The following is a 15,843-nucleotide window of genomic DNA, read 5'->3' as shown; positions in this document are numbered from 1 at the left end:
GTCGGGAGCCACGAGGGTCTTGGAAGCCCTGACTGTTTCCTCGGCAATATTGCGATGCGGTATAAACTTGCGCACTGCAATATGACGGGTATATACCCCCACCGAGAGCGACAAATTATCACACCTTCCGTTCGCCCTTCCATCTCCAGACGAAGATGAATTGGAGTTTACCCGTGAATATTATGGCAAATGGTCCTGCCACGGCACCGGACCAGAAAACCCGTTTGAAATCCATTATCGGCGGATCGGCGGGCAACCTCGTCGAATGGTACGACTGGTACGTCTATTCGGCCTTCACCCTTTATTTCGCGCCGGTGTTTTTCCCTTCCGGAAACCAGACCGCCGAACTCCTGAGTGCGGCCGCCGTTTTCGCTGTCGGATTTCTGATGCGGCCCATCGGGGCCTGGTTCATGGGCACCTATGCCGACCGCAAGGGCCGCAAGGCCGGCCTGACACTGTCCGTCACGCTGATGTGTCTCGGCTCGCTGCTGATCGCAATCACGCCCGGCCATGAGACGATCGGCATTGCCGCACCGGCCATTCTGGTTTTCGCCCGCCTTCTGCAGGGTATCAGCGTTGGTGGCGAATATGGCGCGAGCGCGACCTATCTCAGCGAAATGGCCGGAAAGAACCGCCGCGGTTTCTTCTCCAGCTTCCAGTATGTGACGCTGATCTCCGGTCAGCTTCTGGCGCTGGCGGTGCTTCTGGTGCTGCAGCGGGCCTTGACACCGGAACAGCTTGGCTCCTGGGGCTGGCGCATTCCCTTCTTCATCGGCGGCATCCTGGCGATCGCGGTGTTCTATATCCGCCGTGGCCTTGCCGAGACGCAGTCCTTCGAAAACGCCAAGAGCGGAGCCGCCGACAAGCCGAAATCCAGCGGATGGGCGCTGTTCAAGCACTATCCGAGGGAAGCGCTGATGGTGATGGCGCTGACATCAGGCGGCACGCTCGCCTTTTATGCCTATACGACCTATCTGCAGAAGTTCCTCGTCAACACGTCAGGTTTCAGCAAGGAAAGCGCCACCGAAATTACCACGGCTGCGCTCTTCGTCTTCATGCTGTGCCAGCCGATTGCCGGCGCGCTTTCGGACAAGATCGGTCGCAAGCCGCTGATGGTGGGCTTCGGCATTCTTGGCACGCTGTTCACCTACGCAATCTTCAGCACGCTTTCGACGACGACCGATCCGATCATGGCTTTCGCCCTCGTGCTGGTCGGTCTGTTGATCGTTACCGGCTACACTTCCATCAATGCGGTGGTGAAGGCGGAAATGTTCCCCGCCCATATCCGCGCGCTTGGCGTGGCTCTGCCCTATGCGCTGGCAAACACCATATTCGGCGGAACGGCGGAATTCGTGGCCCTGAAATTCAAGCAGATCGGCCACGAAAACTGGTTCTTCTGGTATGTGACGATCATGATCGCGTTGTCGCTGGTGGTTTATGTGAAGATGCGCGATACGCGCGATCACAGCCATATCCACGAAGATTGAGCCCCTCCGCTCTATCCGAACCGATAAAAGCCCCGCCTTCCCGGCGGGGTTTTTGTTTTCAGCGCATTCAGGCGGCTTCGACCGGAAGAACGATGCGGGCCTCAAAACCGTCCTGCCGGCCCGGCGCCGGAGAGGAAAGCACCAGCTCTCCGCCGGTCTGCTCCACCAGGCTTTTGACGATGGCAAGGCCGAGCCCGGTGCCATCAGCCGCGGTCTGGCCTCGGGTAAAACGCGTCGTCAGCTTGGGTAGGAGCGCCCCGTCGATTGCCGGGCCGGAATTCACGACGCGGATCGTGCCGTCTGTTTCGGCGACGACCTGCACGGGGCTTTCCGGCGGGCTGTGGATCAGCGCGTTTTCGAGGAGGTTGCGGATGATGATGCCGAAGGCATCCGCGCCTATCTTGCAGGATAGGCCGCCTTCACAGCGATTGGTGAAGCGGATGCGGGATGAGCCGATTGCCGTTCTCATCATATCGTCGATGACGAGTTCGAGAACGGGAATGAGATCGTTCGCCTTGTCGGTAACCCCGATCCTTGCTTCCGCCCGCGACATCTGAAGCAGTTTTTCGGCGAGATGGCCGAGATGCTGCAGGGATTTTTCGATATTTTCCACGCGCGGCGCCAGTTCCGGCGGGATGTCGGCATGGAGCCGCTGCGCCTGCGCCAAGGCACCGGCAATCGGCGTGCGCAATTCATGGGCGCTGTTGGCGGTGAATTCCCGTTCCGCCTCGATTGCCGATCGCAACCGCCCGAGCAGCAGATTGACCGAACGGGCGATGGGATGGAGTTCGGCCGGAAAGGGCTGTGTTGGCAGCGGTGCGAGATTGCCGCCATCCTTCTTGCTGATGTCGTCGCGCAGGGTCTGTATCGGTCGCAGTGTCCTGCGCACCACGACGATGACGGCGAAAATGCTGGCGGGAATGAGGATGAGAACGGGAAGCAGCAGCGCGGTGCCCGCCTCTTCAATCGCCTCGCGGCGATTGGCGAAGGCATCGGCGACCTGCAGGAAATAATTGCCGTCCGGTGTCGCAACCGTAAAGATGCGCTGGGTCGCGGTTTCGGAAAAACCGGGTTCGAGCGAGACCTCGAAAGGCTCCGTCGAACTGTCATGCGAATGCAGCACCACCTGTCCTTCCCGGTCGCGAACCTGATAGGTCAGATACTCCGCCCGTTCCGACGTCTGGTTGAGCTTTTGCGCGGCAGGCGCGGTATTGTTTTCCCTGAGGTCGTCCACCAGCAGGGGCAGCAGCCTTTCGGCGGTTTCCTCAACGCCGGCGTCGAAAATCTCGGCGAATTCGTCCTGCATCACCATGACGCCCAATCCGCAGGCGAGAAGCCAGGATATGGCGACAACGCTCGTCAGCGCTGTGACGAGTTTGCGGGTCATGCTGGTCGGTCTGGCCATATCTGCCTGCCTGCCGTTCTTACCTGATGGTGTAGCCGACGCCGCGCACGGTCTCGACGCGGTCATGGCCGATTTTCTTGCGCAGCCGGCTGATATAGACCTCGACCGTGTTGCTTTCTATTTCCGCGCCGAATTCGTAAAGCGTGTCGTGCAATTGCGCTTTCGAGACGACCGCGCCGGGATGTTCGACCAGTTTTTCGAGCACGGCCCATTCCCGGGCGCTCAGCGTCTGCGCCGTTCCATCGACCGTGATATTGCGCGCCACCTGGTTGATCTCGATGCCGGGCAGGCGGATGACGGGGGCCGAGCGCCCTTCGTAACGGCGCGAGACCGCCAGCATGCGCGCTGAAAGCTCGTTGAGATCGAAGGGCTTGACCAGATAGTCGTCCGCCCCGGCATTCAGCCCGGCAATCCGGTCGGAGACCTGATCATGGGCAGTCAGAATGATGACAGGTGTAGCGTCGTCGCGCCTGCGCAGGGTTTGCAGAAGGGTGATGCCTTCGCCATCCGGCAGGCGCATGTCGAGCAAGATCAGGCCATAGGCCATGGTCAGCGTCGCCGCCATGGCGTCGCCCAGCGTCTTGAACCAGTCGACAGCGTGACCCGCCGCCGCGACATGGTCTCGCAGCGCTTCCCCCAGCACATGATCGTCTTCAACAAGCAGAACCCGCAAGACAGCTCCCTCTATCGCTTCGTCCTGCGTATCTCTTTCTCCGGATAAGCGTCAAGCACGGTGTTTCAGCTGTTCTGGCGCTGGGTGCAGCCGCCGAATACATCGAGCGAGGGATCGTAGACCGAAGTGGAGACGTTCATCATTCCAAGGATGCTGTGGAAATAATTGTCGTGCGAGCGCCCGCCCTCTGCCGCGCTTTTTGCCAGGCAGGCTTTATCCAGCCCCATGGATCTGGCGAAGTCGTCATCGAACCAGACGAGAAACGGCACATGGGTCTGCTGGTCGGGCGCTAGCAGATAGGGCGCGCCATGCAGGTAGACGCCGTTTTCGCCAAGCGATTCGCCGTGGTCGGACGCATAGATCATGCCCGTCGCCAGCCTGTCGGAACGGGCCTTCAGCTTGTCGATCACGGTCGAAAGGAAGTGGTCGGTATAAAGAAGCGTGTTGTCGTAGGAGTTGACAATCTCCGCATCGGAGCAGTTGCCAAGCTCGGCCGTGCGGCAATCCGGGGTGAATTTGCGGAACTCGTCGGTGTAGCGCAGATAATAGGTCGGCCCATGGCTGCCCATCTGGTGCAGCACGATGACGCTGTCCTTGGTGACGTTATTGAGCCAGGCGTCGAGCTTGTCGAAAAAGATATCGTCGCGGCATTCTCCGCCAGTGCAAAAGCGGCTGTCATTGGTGGAGGGCAGGTCGAAATAGGCAATGCGGTCGGCGACATTCTTGCTGCCGGTATTGTTGTCCAGCCATGTGGCGCCAATGCCGGCATGGACGAGGACATCCATGACGTTTTCATTGGCGAGCGCCTTGTTGTGGCTATATTGCGAACGCGGGAATTTCGAGAACATGCAGGGAATGGAAATTGCTGTCGCGGTTCCGCAACTGGTGGTGTTCGGAAAATAGATCACGCCGCGTTTTGCGAGTTCGGGATTGGTGTCACGTCCATAACCGTTCAGGGAAAAGTTTGCGGCGCGCGCCGTCTCACCCGCAACGATAACGGTGATGCGGGGTTTGTGGACCCCGCCCAATGCCGGGAGAACTTTCGCATCCCTGCCGACCGGCGTGACCTGAATATCGACTTCCTTGCCGGCCAGTGTGAAGTAATGGATGGCCGACAGGATCGGCGACAATGGATTGACGCTCTTGACGATATCCTTGTGCTGGCGAACGGCGGTGGTGAACGTCTTGGAATTGGCGAAGCTGATGATGCCGGCGATGGCGAGACAGATCAGGATGCTGATCGTGTTCCACAAAAGCTTGTCGAGGATCTGCCGGTGTCTGATGCGGACGGCGATGATGACGAGGGACGGCACCAGTCCGTAAATCGCCATATGCCAGAGAAAGCCGGGCGTGATGAGATTGCCTGCCTCCGCCTGTGTCGTCTCCATGGCGTTGCGGATCATGTCGCTGTCGATGACGATGCCGTAACGATCCATGAACCAGGAAGCGGCGGCCGCGGCGAAGATCAGGAAGATCACAAACGGCTTGATGAGATATTTGGCGGAAAAAATGATGATGAGCGCGCCGAGAAGGGCGGCCATGGCAACGTAAAGCGCGACGATGGCAACCGGATAGGCGGAAAGATAGGTGTGAACCTTCGACCAGAATGTCCGGTTCGTGAAAAACAGCAGATAGGCCGCCGTCAGCAGGCTGAGCGGCACGCTGCCGATCTCCGGACGATACGTTATTGTTCCCGTCGCTTTCGCGGTAAAAAGAGCCACTGCCAGATCCACCAGATTTCCGATAGGCCGGCGGCAACGAAAAAGGGGCGGGAACGCCGCTGTCCAAGCTGCCGCATGGGCCGATCAATGGCGGATGCTTCATTTTGCTGACATCAACCTGAAAGCTTGTCATGAAAGTGTCGCACTCCTTGGTGGGCTTCTGGCGAGGGCTGCGTTTCAGATCGAGGAGATCAGCCGGCGATGGAGCGCTCAATTGAGCCCCAGAATGCCTGTGGCGGTGGTGCGGGTTGCAAATATGCGGGTGGCCCTGACCGGCAGCAGGCTGCCTGCGGGCAGGTTCTGGAAGGTCACCGTCGCGCCGGAAAGCAGGGTCAGGCAGAGATGACCACCATTGCCCACATAGATGGCCCGCGTGGGGGAAGGAAGCGGGTTCGTATCATCAAGAACAACCTCGAAAGCATGGGATGCCGGGGATTCGAGGCCTGCGGCGTGGTGTTCGTAAGTCTCAGCCATTGCTGTCTCCCGTAAATCGAAATCTGCCGCGATTATGCGGTACGCCGCGGCCGCGGGGAAAAGCGGGAACAGAAAATGTCCGTACGGGATTTAGGCCTTGCTTCCGGTTTGCCGAAAAGAGCGCCATTCTTTCCGTAATCTCATGTAGTTGCATCGCCCGGCCTGTTGCCGCCGATGCTGCGTAAACGGACGATGACGGGTTTTTTCGTCCACGGGTACTGTCGCGTCAATTGCGGGTATGGAGAATGAAGGCCCTGACGGCGGGGGAGGCTTCCGTTTTCCGGTGGGCGATGGCGAGGTCGGACGTGGTGGCGCTTGCTGCAAGCGGCACGTAGCGCACGCCCGGCAACCGCAGACAATCGAGCGAGCGCGGCACCAGCGCCACGCCGAGGCCGATCGCCACCATGCTGGTAATGGTGGTGTAATCCCGGCCTTCCGGGCTTATCGTCGGCTGGAACCCGGCCTCGTTGCAGGCTTCTATCGTATTGTAATGAAAGCCGACATCCGGCGGTTGCCGCGGTGTGATGAAGGTCTCTTCGGCAAGATTCTTGAGATCGAGCTGCAGCGCAAAGGCCAGCGGATGGTTTTCAGGAAGTGCGGCCACCAGCGGTTCGCGCAGAACCACATGGGTTGTGACGCCTTCCGGAACGGGCGCAGGCGGGCGGATGAAGGCGAAATCCAGGTTGCCGTCGGCGATCTTGGCGAGCTGCAGCCGCATTTCCATCTCGATGAGCTGCAGTTCCACATCGGGATGGGAGGCGCGGAAACTGGCGATGGACTGGATCATCAGGCCGGAATAGGCGGCCGAAGCGACATAACCGATGGAGATGCGGCCCGTCTCGCCGCGATCGACGCGTTTGAGCGCCGCAAGTGTCGCCTCGGCATTAGCGAGAATTTTGCGGGCATCCTCATAAAGAAGCTGGCCAGGCGTGGTGAGCTTCACCGATCGCCGTGTCCGGTCAAGCAACGGCATGCCGACGATCTGCTCGAGCGCCATGATCTGCTGGCTCAAACCCGGCTGGGCAATGCCGAGGCGGGCGGCGGCGCGCTCGAAATTGCGCTCATCCACCAGCGTGGTGAAATAGCGCAGGTGCCGCAGCTCGAACGCGTCCGCCCGGTTTGCCGGTTTCCTGCCCATCATCACGGCCTTTCCTGACGGATTTGAATAATTCCAAGCTATTATCCGTGAGAATTTTCATAATCAATAGTTCTGAAAAAATCCAGTTTCACTTATTGGATCACAATCTGCTCCTTGCGTAATAAGATGACTTAAATTCTCCAGAAAAATAACCGTCTCATGGCGGCGCGGTTGATGAAGGGTCTTGGCGTGCAGGGAAAAACCAAACACATTTCCATTCTGGCGGGCGGTTGCGCTGCCATCGCCTATGTGGCGTTCGTGACCTCCGGCGTTGCCTTTGCGCAGGAAGCCGGAACGACGGTGCTGCAGACCATCACCGTGGACGGCGCGAAAAATCAGGACCCCAAGGCGCCGGTGAAGGGCTATGTGGCAAAAACCAGCGCCAGCGCCACCAAGACGGGGCGATCCCTGATCGAGACGCCGCAATCGGTTTCCGTCATCACCAGGGATCAGATGGATGCGCAGAATGTCCGTAATCTCAGCGAGGCGCTGAATTATGTGCCTGGCGTCGTCGCGCAGCCGTTTGGGGCGGATCCACGTTTCGATGCGCCGCGCATTCGCGGCTTTCAGGGTAACCAGCTGCAGTTCCTCAACAGTCTGCGGCTGATGCGCACGGCCGGTGCGCCGTCTTATGAGGTCTACGGTCTGGAGCGGGTGGAAGTCATTCGCGGGCCGGCCTCGGTGCTTTACGGTCAGGGTAATCCCGGTGGTCTCATCAATCTCATCAGCAAGCGGCCGACCTTCGAGCGTTTCGGCGAAGTCGGAGCACAGATCGGCAGCTTCGATTATTACCAATCGATGTTCGATATTGGCGGGCCGGTCGCGGATAGCGACAGTTTTGCCTATCGCCTGACCGGCCTTGCCCGCAACGCCCATCTTCAGACGGACAATCTGCAGAATGACCGTTATTTCATCGCCCCGGCGCTGAGATGGCAGCCCGACGAGGATACGAAACTGACGGTTCTCGCCTCCTATCAGCACGACAATCCGAGTTCGCCGTCTGGCCTGCCGCCGGCGCTGACCTATCTGAGACCAGGCAATATGCTGGATCGCAGCTTTTATGTCGGCGATCCCTCTTTCGATACCTCAAGCCGCAAGTTCACCAATATCGGCTATGAATTCGAGCACCGTTTCGACGAGACCTTCACCTTCCGGCAAAATGCGCGTTATTCCAATTTCGACTGGTCCTACCGGGCGCTCGGCATGTCTTCGACCAGCGGCGGCATGATCGGCAATCTTATCCGCCGCAATGCGACGTTCCAGGATGAATTGCTGAACACCTTCAACATCGATAACAGCCTGCAGGCGGAGTTCTCCACGGGACCAGTCGCCCACACCCTGCTTGTCGGGCTGGATTACCGCTATTTCGACAATAACGTCAAAACCGAATTCTGGGCCGCAACGCCGCTCAATCCCGTCAATCCTGTTTATGGCGGGCCGATCAGCCTCACCTCGCGCACGCTTTATGCCGATGTGAAGACGGATATTTCCCAGATCGGTCTTTATGCGCAGGACGAGATGGCCTTTGAGAACTGGCGGGTCACCGCCGGTCTGCGGCAGGATTGGGCAAGCACCGGCGGCACGACGTTCAACGGAACGACCTACCGCACGCTCGACAAGGACGACCACAAGCTGACGGGCCGTGTCGGCGTCAGCTATCTCTTCGATGGCGGCATCGCGCCTTATGTCAGCTACGCGACCTCCTTCGAGCCGGTGCCGCAGCCGGCTGTCGGTGATGCGCCGAAACCGACCACGGGCGAACAATGGGAAGCGGGCATCAAATATCAGCCAGAGGGCTTTGACGGTTTCCTTTCCGCGGCGATCTACGATCTGAAACAGAAGAACGTCACGACGACGGTGGGCGGGGTAACGCAGCAGATGGACGAGGCGCATGTGAGGGGCCTCGAACTGGAAGGCGTCGCAAGCCTTGCAGATGGGCTCGACCTGCGGGCGGCCTATACCTACATGGACAGCGAGGTCTCCGGCCGTGTGAACCACGGCAAGGAACTGGATAGCACGCCCCGGCACGCCGCCAGCCTCTGGCTCGACTACACCTTCCCGGAAGATACGGCGCTTGAAGGTTTCGGCATCGGCGGCGGTGTCCGTTATGTCGGAAAACGTTATGGCGATGCGGCCAACGCCTTCGAAATGAAGGGCCTCGCCCTGCTCGATCTCGGCGTGCATTACGAGAAGAACGGCTACCGCGCCTCGCTTCTGGTGCAAAACTTGACTGATAAAGAATATATTTCTAGTTGCTCCACTTTCGGATGCTATTACGGTGACGGCAGAACCGTTATGGGCAAGCTGACCTACCGTTGGTAACGCCATATTAAAGTGAAGCAGCAGGGGCATGACGCGTAAGGATCGATGGATTTCCCCCCTCTGGGGGCGGCGGGAATTTTTAAGCCTGCTCGCCGCCTCGGCTCTTGCGGGCAAGGCGCGGGCAGCGGTGACGCCGCGCATCGCCGCCATCGACTGGGCCATGCTGGAAACATCTGTGGCGCTCGGCGTCATGCCGGTGGCGGCGACGGAACTCATCCAGTTCCGGGCCGGCGCGGTCGAGCCTGATATCCCTGAAACCGTCGCCGATCTCGGCTTGCGCGGCGCTCCGAATTTCGAGCTTCTGCAGCTCACCCGGCCGGAGCTCATTCTGATTTCGCCTTTCTACACGCGTTATACCGGCAGGCTGGAGGCGATCGCCCCCATCTTTTCGCTGCCCTTTTACGTGAAGGGTGAGCCGCCTTTCGAAAAGGCGCTGGCGGCGGTCACCGCGCTTGGTGAAAAGCTCGGGCGGGCCGAAGAGGCGCGCAAGGTTCTGGGTGAAACGGAAGCGGCACTGCAAGCCATGCGGACCCGTCTTGCCGGTTTTTCCGCACGGCCGACCTATGTCATCAACATAGGCGACGCCCGGCATTTTCGTGCCTTTGGTGCGGATAGCATGTTCGGGGATGTTCTTGGCCGTCTGGGGCTGACCAATGCCTGGGTGGATCGGTCGCAATTCACCTTCGCGGCCCCGGTGCCGCTTGAAAACCTCGCCGCATCATCCGATGCGCGCATCGTCATCGTCTCCGATATTCCGGTGGAGGCGCGGGAAACTCTGCGCAACAGCGCCATCTGGCGCGCGCTGCCTGCCGTGCGCGAAAATCGGGTGGTGACGCTTGCCAATGTCGGCCCCTATGGCGGCATCACCGCCGGCATGCGTTTCGCGAGGCTTCTGACCGAAGCGCTCTCGGCACGGGGAGAAGCCCTGTGATGGTGCGGCCTCTCCCGCTTTTCTTCGGGCTTTTGTTCATTCTGGCCTGCGGTCTTTCCCTGCATGCCGGGCTGCTGCGGCTGCCTTTCAGTGCATGGCCCGGCCTGCCTTTTGATGCCGCCGCCATGTCGATGGATCAGGTCATCCTCGCTTTCAGCCTGATGCCGCGTGTGGCGGTCGCCATTCTGGCGGGCGCGATGCTGGGTCTCTCGGGCGCGCTTTTTCAGCAATTGCTGCGCAACCCGATCGCTGATCCCTCGACGCTCGGCATCTCGGCTGGCGCGCAACTGGCCATCGTCATCGCCACGCTGTTCTTTCCCTCGGTGCTGGATGGCAACCGCGCACTGGTGGCGCTTGCCGGCGCTGCCGCTGCCGCCGGTATTGTCTTCCTGCTTGGCTGGCGACGCTCCTTCGAACCGGTAACCATGGTGGTGGCAGGGCTCCTGGTCGGCATCACCGCCGCATCCGTTTCCGCGGCGCTGACGCTCGCGCAGGGCGAATATCTGATGTCGCTCGTGGTCTGGAATGGCGGCTCGCTCAGCCAGCAGGATTGGTCGAACGCCCTGTCTCTCACCTTTCAGCTTCTCGTGGGGCTTGTCCTGACGGGCCTGCTGGTTAGGCCGCTGACGGTTCTCGGTCTCGGCGATTCCGGCGCGCGATCGCTCGGCGTATCGCTGTTTTCGATCAGGCTCGCCGTCGCCGCCGTCGCCGTCATGCTGGCCGCCTTCGTCGCTTCGGCGGTTGGCCTCGTCAGCTTCATCGGCCTTGCGGCACCCGCGCTCACCCGGGCGCTTGGCGTGCGGCGCTCCTCTTCGGTGCTCTTCGTTTCCCCGCTTCTGGGCGGCCTGCTGCTCTGGTTCTGCGACGGTCTCGTGCAATTTCTGGCAAACAAGACGGCGGAAGTTTTCCCGACCGGCGCGGTGACGGCCCTGATCGGCGGCCCGCTGCTTCTCTGGCTGCTGCCGAAAATCCGGCCGACCGACGTGCATCGCGGCGAAGGCGTCGATCTCGCGACAAGGCGCGGGTTTACGGCCCTGCTGCCGATGCTCATCGTCATGGCCGCGCTGATCTTTGCAGCACTCGCCATCGGCAGGGGGCCTCAGGGCTGGACGATGCTGGGGGCGGGTGACCTGCAAAGCCTTCTGCCTTTCCGCTGGCCCCGGCTGATGGCGGCCATCGCCGCCGGCGGTCTTCTCGCCATGGCGGGTGCTCTTTTGCAGCGGCTCACCGGCAATCCGATGGCAAGCCCGGAGGTCATCGGCGTCAGCGGCGGCGCGGGTCTCGGTTTTGCCGCCGCCATCACGATTTTCCCGGCGGCCGGTCTGTTCGAGCTGTTTTGCGGCGCCGGCATCGGCTCGGCGGCTGTCATGATCCTTGTGCTATTCTTTGCCGTGCGCCGGCATCTGGCGCCAGAAAAAATCCTGCTCGCCGGCATTGCTATCAGTTCGCTCTGCTCGGCGCTGCTTTCGGCGCTGCTTGCGATTGGTGACCAGCGGGCATGGCAGATTCTCGCCTGGCTCAGCGGCTCTGGTTCGACCGCGACACCGGCTTCGGCAATCTTTCTCGCCATTCTTTCCATCGTGCTTCTGGCGACTGCCCTGTCGGTGACGCGCTGGTTGACGATCCTGCCGCTTGGCCGGGATGTGCCGCTCTCGCTCGGGCTGCCGCTCGGCCTGGCGCGTATCGCCGTCATCGCGGTGGCGGGTATCGCCACGGGGGCCGCCTCGCTGCTCGTCGGTCCCTTGAGTTTCGTCGGGCTGATGGCGCCGCATATTGCGCTTCGCGCCGGCTTCACCACGCCGCGCGATCATCTGTTGGCTTCTTTCCTGTTCGGCGCGGTGCTGATGGCGCTTTCCGATCTCGGGGCGCGAACGGTGACCTTTCCCTATGAACTGCCGCTCGGGCTTTTTGCGGCTCTGGCCGGCGCGCCCTATCTGATCTGGCTTTCAGGCAGGCGCCAATGATTTATTTGAACATTTACGGAGATGAGAACCATGGGTGAGGCAGCACTTGCCGTCGATTACGACGATATCCCGCTTTTTTCTCTTGATGGCGTCATGATGGAAGTGCCGGGCAGGACATTGCTGCACCCGCTGACGGCAAGTTTTGCGACCGGCAAGACCATCGGTCTGATCGGTCATAACGGTTCGGGAAAATCAACGCTGCTCAAGATTCTCGCACGCATTCAGGAACCGACGGCGGGCAAGGTCTCGTTCGAGGGAAAATCGCTCGGCGCCTGGGGCAATCGTGAATTTGCGCGAAAGCTCGCCTATCTGCCGCAATATACGCCGGCTGCTTCCGGCATGCTGGCCAAGGAGCTGGTGGCGCTCGGCCGTTATCCCTGGCACGGGGCGCTCGGGCAATTTAGCAAGGCGGATCAGGAGAAGGTGGACGAGGCGATCGAGCTTACCGATACCGTCGCCTTCCGCGACCGGCTGGTGGATACGCTTTCCGGCGGCGAGCGCCAGCGCGTGTGGCTTGCCATGCTGGTGGCCCAGAACGCCGAAAGCCTGCTTCTAGACGAGCCTATCTCCGCACTCGACATGGCGCACCAGATCGAAGTGCTTTCGCTGGTTCAGAGACTGTCGCGCGAAAAGGGTCTTGGCGTCATCGTCGTGCTGCATGACGTCAACATGGCAGCACGCTTCTGCGATGAGATCGTTGCGCTTCATTCCGGCCAGCTTATCGCACGGGGAACCCCGCAGGAGATCATGACGCCGGAGACGTTGCAGCGCATCTATGGCGTTCGCATGGATGTCATGACCCATGCCGCCACCGGCTTTCCCGTCGCTCTGCCGCTTTGAGTTGTTGCAGCAAAACAACGGCCGGCAACGCTGGCTGTTGATGGCGATTCCGCACGCATTTCCCGCCCTAACAATGTCTTAATGGCATCCTACCGCCATCAGACACTGTTAACCGTTCCGCTTTCATCGCCTCCAATTAAGTTGTTTTGGATCGATTTCAGGGAACAAACGTTAACAGTGCGGAATTCAATATCCGGAGAGGGCAAGAAGGGCTGCTGCGGGTAGGAATAAAACAGGAGAAAATCAGATGAAAAAGGCTGTTGCCGTAACTTTTGCCGCATTGACGATGGGCCTCGGCGGAACCGCATCCGCCCTCGCTGCCGACCTTGCAAGATATGAGCCGGCTCCGCAGGAGCAGGACGATCGCAACGGCGTCAAGATCGGTTACCTCACCTGCGATATCGGCGGCGGCGTCGGTTACGTTCTCGGCTCGGCCAAGGAACTGGATTGCACCTTCCAGTCCACCATGGGCGCCCGTCGCACCGACCATTACACCGGCGCCATCCGCAAGATGGGTGTTGACCTCGGTTTCACCACGCAGGGCCGTCTGGTCTGGGCCGTTTTCGCCCCGACCGCCGGTTACCACCGCGGTTCGCTGGGCGGCCTTTATCAGGGCGCTACGGCTGAAGTCACCGTCGGTCTCGGCGTCGGCACCAACGTTCTCGTTGGCGGCACTTCCGGCTCCATCCAGCTGCAGACGGTCAGCGTGACCGGCCAGGTTGGCCTCAACCTCGCTGCCACCGGTACGTCCGTGACGCTGACGGCCACGAACTGATCGGCGAAATGCCCGGTGTTTTGACCGGGCATTCTGTCGCATGTCAAAAAACGCCCTCTTCGTTGTCAGACGGAGAGGGCGTTGTATTATCCGGACCATGATTTTCATGTCCCAACAAGCTGCTGCGGCGACCGCGTTTTTCCTCCTGCTTGCGTCGAGCGCCTTTGCCGAGGGCGATGCGGCCCATGGCGAGAAGGTCTTCAGCCGCTGCTCCACCTGCCACAGCGTTGACACGCCGCGCACCCGCATGGGGCCGCATCTGATGGGCGTGGTGGGCAGGCCGATGGCTTCCGTGGCTGATTACGGCCATTATTCGCAGGCGCTGAAGGATGCCGGTGCGGCTGACCGGGTATGGTCTGAGGAGGAGCTGCAAAAATTCCTTTCCAGCCCGAAGAAGGCTATCCCGGGAAATGCCATGCGCTTTTTCGGCCTCTGGAGCGAAACCGATATAGCCGATCTGATCGCCTATCTGAAAACCCATCCCATGCCGCAATAGATGTCAGAGCGGTGCTTCGGCGATAGTCTCCTCGGCCTCCTCCGCCGTCATCGCCATCACTCTTGCGCCGATTTCAAAACTGAAGCCGTTGCGGGCGAAGGCGGAGAATTCCTTGGCCTTGCGTTTTTCATCCAGTTCGACCCGGCGAAAAGGCCCAAAGGCGCGCTTGCGTGCAAAGATGACGGCGGCGACCATATCATTGGTTTCCTGCAGCGCGACTGCAGCCGTTTCCCGGGTGATACCCTTGATCTGAAGTTTCTGCGCGAGCCCGCGTTTCGACTTGCCGCTGCGCTGGCCGCTCCGCACGGCAATTTCCGCATAGGCGGTGTCGTCGAGCGCCTTGATGCCATAAGCAAAAGTGACGGCAAATTCGCCGAGCGCCTTCACCTGCGCCGGGGTGATACCCTCGAATTTTTCCCGCGCCTTGCGCATGATGGCGTCGCGCAGCTGCTTTTCCGTCATCATGCGCTGTTCCAGCCGGTAGAGAGCGGAATTGCGCGCCCAGGACTGCATGCGGCTGGTGGGCTCAACGGCCGGCGTTTCACCATCCAGGGCCATATCGTCGGTCAGGAAGGGGCTGGAATCATCGTTCATTCCGCTTTTATAGCGCGGTGAAGCCGTCTTGCCAGTTCCCTCCCGGCCCGTGTCCTCCGGTTTTTCACCACCTCAAGGCGTTTGCGCGCCGGTTGCGGCGACATAGACGGAATAGAGCGATTTCGTTGCGGTGATGAAGAGGCGGTTCTTTTTCGGGCCGCCGAAAGTGAGGTTCGCGACGGTCTGCGGCACCTTGATCTTGCCGATGAGCGTACCATCGGGCGCAAAGCAGTGCACGCCATCACCGGCGCTGGTCCAGAGGTTTCCAGCCGTATCCAGACGGAAGCCGTCCGGCAGGCCGCTGTCGAGATTGCAGAATTCCCGGCCGTTGGCGAGCTTCACGCCATCCACCACGTCGAAAACGCGGATATGGCGCGGGCGGGAGACATCATGGCTGTAGGAGCTGTCGGCAACATAGAGCTTCGTTTCATCAGGTGAAAACGCGAGACCGTTCGGTTGCACGAAGTCGTCAATGGCGATGTCGATCTTTCCGGTTGCGGGATCGAGCCGGTAGACATTGCGCGTCTTCTGTTCTGGCTCTGCCTTGTATCCCTCATAGTCGGAAAGAATGCCGTAGGTGGGGTCGGTGAACCAGACACTGCCATCGGATTTGACCACCACGTCATTGGGGGAGTTTAGCCGCTTGCCGCCGTAGCTGTCGGCGAGAACGGTGATCGAGCCGTCGACTTCGGTGCGGGTGACGCGACGGCCGCCATGTTCGCAGGAGACAAGTCGCCCCTGCCGGTCGCGCGTGTTGCCATTGGTGAAGTTGGAAGGCTGGCGGAATACCGAGATCCCGCCATCCGGCACCCAGCGCAGCATGCGCTCATTGGGAATATCGCTGAACAGCAGGCAGTTGAGATCGGCAAACCACACCGGGCCTTCGGCCCAGCGGCAGCCGGAATAAAGCTCTTCCAGTTCCGCATTGCCGACGATCAGATGGCGGAAGCGGTCATCTTGGATTTCGTAAGGGGAGGTCTTGTCTGTGGTCATGAGCGTGGTCCGCTTGAGGGCTTGTCGTTC

General features: G+C 60.4%; 14 protein-coding genes. 7 read left to right on the top strand and 7 right to left on the bottom strand.

The window, feature by feature from the left end:
* Positions 1–182: 182 nt before the first annotated feature.
* Positions 183–1,487: an MFS transporter gene (locus tag DA915_RS26650; RefSeq protein ID WP_065695327.1), complete on the top strand. Its 1,305-nt coding sequence runs from the start codon at positions 183–185 to the stop codon at positions 1,485–1,487.
* Between the two features lie 67 nt (positions 1,488–1,554).
* On the opposite strand, the gene DA915_RS26645 is transcribed toward DA915_RS26650, so the two are convergent.
* The 5 genes from DA915_RS26645 to DA915_RS26625 all read right to left on the bottom strand — a co-directional run bounded on the left by DA915_RS26645 (position 1,555) and on the right by DA915_RS26625 (position 6,901).
* A complete protein-coding gene (locus tag DA915_RS26645; protein ID WP_107677781.1) occupies positions 1,555–2,892 on the bottom strand; it encodes a HAMP domain-containing sensor histidine kinase in 1,338 nt (445 codons plus the stop codon).
* Positions 2,893–2,911: 19 nt separating this feature from the next.
* The gene (locus tag DA915_RS26640; RefSeq protein WP_003508448.1) at positions 2,912–3,565 is read right to left on the bottom strand and encodes a response regulator transcription factor; all 654 of its coding nucleotides are present in this window, start codon (positions 3,563–3,565) and stop codon (positions 2,912–2,914) included.
* Between the two features lie 65 nt (positions 3,566–3,630).
* Entirely contained in the window at positions 3,631–5,298 is a 1,668-nt protein-coding gene (locus DA915_RS26635; RefSeq protein ID WP_107677780.1) for a phosphoethanolamine transferase, read from the bottom strand.
* Between the two features lie 198 nt (positions 5,299–5,496).
* Entirely contained in the window at positions 5,497–5,760 is a 264-nt protein-coding gene (locus tag DA915_RS26630; protein ID WP_107677779.1) for a hypothetical protein, read from the bottom strand.
* 226 nt (positions 5,761–5,986) lie between these two features.
* A complete protein-coding gene (locus DA915_RS26625; protein WP_162722711.1) occupies positions 5,987–6,901 on the bottom strand; it encodes a LysR family transcriptional regulator in 915 nt (304 codons plus the stop codon).
* A 156-nt stretch (positions 6,902–7,057) separates the two neighbouring features.
* Between DA915_RS26625 and DA915_RS26620 the strand changes: the two genes are divergently transcribed.
* From DA915_RS26620 to DA915_RS26595, 6 genes are all read left to right on the top strand, one after another.
* A complete protein-coding gene (locus DA915_RS26620) occupies positions 7,058–9,220 on the top strand; it encodes a TonB-dependent siderophore receptor (RefSeq protein ID WP_192886668.1) in 2,163 nt (720 codons plus the stop codon).
* Positions 9,221–9,248: 28 nt separating this feature from the next.
* Entirely contained in the window at positions 9,249–10,151 is a 903-nt protein-coding gene (locus DA915_RS26615) for an iron-siderophore ABC transporter substrate-binding protein (protein WP_162724084.1), read from the top strand.
* On the top strand, positions 10,148–12,115 hold the full coding sequence (gene fhuB / locus DA915_RS26610) for a Fe(3+)-hydroxamate ABC transporter permease FhuB (protein WP_107677778.1): 1,968 nt from the start codon (positions 10,148–10,150) through the stop codon (positions 12,113–12,115). Before DA915_RS26615 ends, fhuB begins: the two co-directional genes overlap by 4 nt.
* A gap of 30 nt (positions 12,116–12,145) precedes the next feature.
* On the top strand, positions 12,146–12,955 hold the full coding sequence (locus tag DA915_RS26605) for an ATP-binding cassette domain-containing protein (RefSeq protein WP_099086332.1): 810 nt from the start codon (positions 12,146–12,148) through the stop codon (positions 12,953–12,955).
* A gap of 247 nt (positions 12,956–13,202) precedes the next feature.
* Entirely contained in the window at positions 13,203–13,730 is a 528-nt protein-coding gene (locus DA915_RS26600) for a DUF992 domain-containing protein (RefSeq protein ID WP_107677777.1), read from the top strand.
* Between the two features lie 97 nt (positions 13,731–13,827).
* Entirely contained in the window at positions 13,828–14,226 is a 399-nt protein-coding gene (locus DA915_RS26595; RefSeq protein ID WP_003508465.1) for a cytochrome c family protein, read from the top strand.
* A gap of 3 nt (positions 14,227–14,229) precedes the next feature.
* On the opposite strand, the gene recX is transcribed toward DA915_RS26595, so the two are convergent.
* Both recX and DA915_RS26585 read right to left on the bottom strand, forming a co-directional pair.
* Positions 14,230–14,820, bottom strand: a complete 591-nt coding sequence (gene recX / locus DA915_RS26590; RefSeq protein ID WP_107677776.1) for a recombination regulator RecX — start codon at positions 14,818–14,820, stop codon at positions 14,230–14,232.
* 72 nt (positions 14,821–14,892) lie between these two features.
* Complete coding sequence (locus DA915_RS26585) at positions 14,893–15,813, bottom strand: SMP-30/gluconolactonase/LRE family protein (RefSeq protein WP_107677775.1); 921 nt, start codon at positions 15,811–15,813, stop codon at positions 14,893–14,895.
* Positions 15,814–15,843 lie beyond the last annotated feature (30 nt).

Origin of the sequence: Agrobacterium sp. LAD9 (assembly GCF_003031125.1) — a bacterium.
Taxonomy (GTDB): domain Bacteria; phylum Pseudomonadota; class Alphaproteobacteria; order Rhizobiales; family Rhizobiaceae; genus Agrobacterium; species Agrobacterium radiobacter.
This window is presented reverse-complemented; position numbering and strand designations above follow the sequence as displayed.

Excerpts from the sequence above, each read along its gene's own strand:
- DA915_RS26650 (WP_065695327.1), top strand. The coding sequence starts at position 183 with ATGGCAAATGGTCCTGCCACGGCACCGGACCAGAAAACCCGTTTGAAA.
- DA915_RS26645 (WP_107677781.1), bottom strand. The coding sequence starts at position 2,892 with ATGGCCAGACCGACCAGCATGACCCGCAAACTCGTCACAGCGCTGACG.
- DA915_RS26630 (WP_107677779.1), bottom strand. The coding sequence starts at position 5,760 with ATGGCTGAGACTTACGAACACCACGCCGCAGGCCTCGAATCCCCGGCA.
- DA915_RS26625 (WP_162722711.1), bottom strand. The coding sequence starts at position 6,901 with ATGATGGGCAGGAAACCGGCAAACCGGGCGGACGCGTTCGAGCTGCGG.
- DA915_RS26620 (WP_192886668.1), top strand. The coding sequence starts at position 7,058 with ATGGCGGCGCGGTTGATGAAGGGTCTTGGCGTGCAGGGAAAAACCAAA.
- DA915_RS26615 (WP_162724084.1), top strand. The coding sequence starts at position 9,249 with ATGACGCGTAAGGATCGATGGATTTCCCCCCTCTGGGGGCGGCGGGAA.
- DA915_RS26605 (WP_099086332.1), top strand. The coding sequence starts at position 12,146 with ATGGGTGAGGCAGCACTTGCCGTCGATTACGACGATATCCCGCTTTTT.
- DA915_RS26600 (WP_107677777.1), top strand. The coding sequence starts at position 13,203 with ATGAAAAAGGCTGTTGCCGTAACTTTTGCCGCATTGACGATGGGCCTC.
- DA915_RS26595 (WP_003508465.1), top strand. The coding sequence starts at position 13,828 with ATGATTTTCATGTCCCAACAAGCTGCTGCGGCGACCGCGTTTTTCCTC.
- recX (WP_107677776.1), bottom strand. The coding sequence starts at position 14,820 with ATGAACGATGATTCCAGCCCCTTCCTGACCGACGATATGGCCCTGGAT.
- DA915_RS26585 (WP_107677775.1), bottom strand. The coding sequence starts at position 15,813 with ATGACCACAGACAAGACCTCCCCTTACGAAATCCAAGATGACCGCTTC.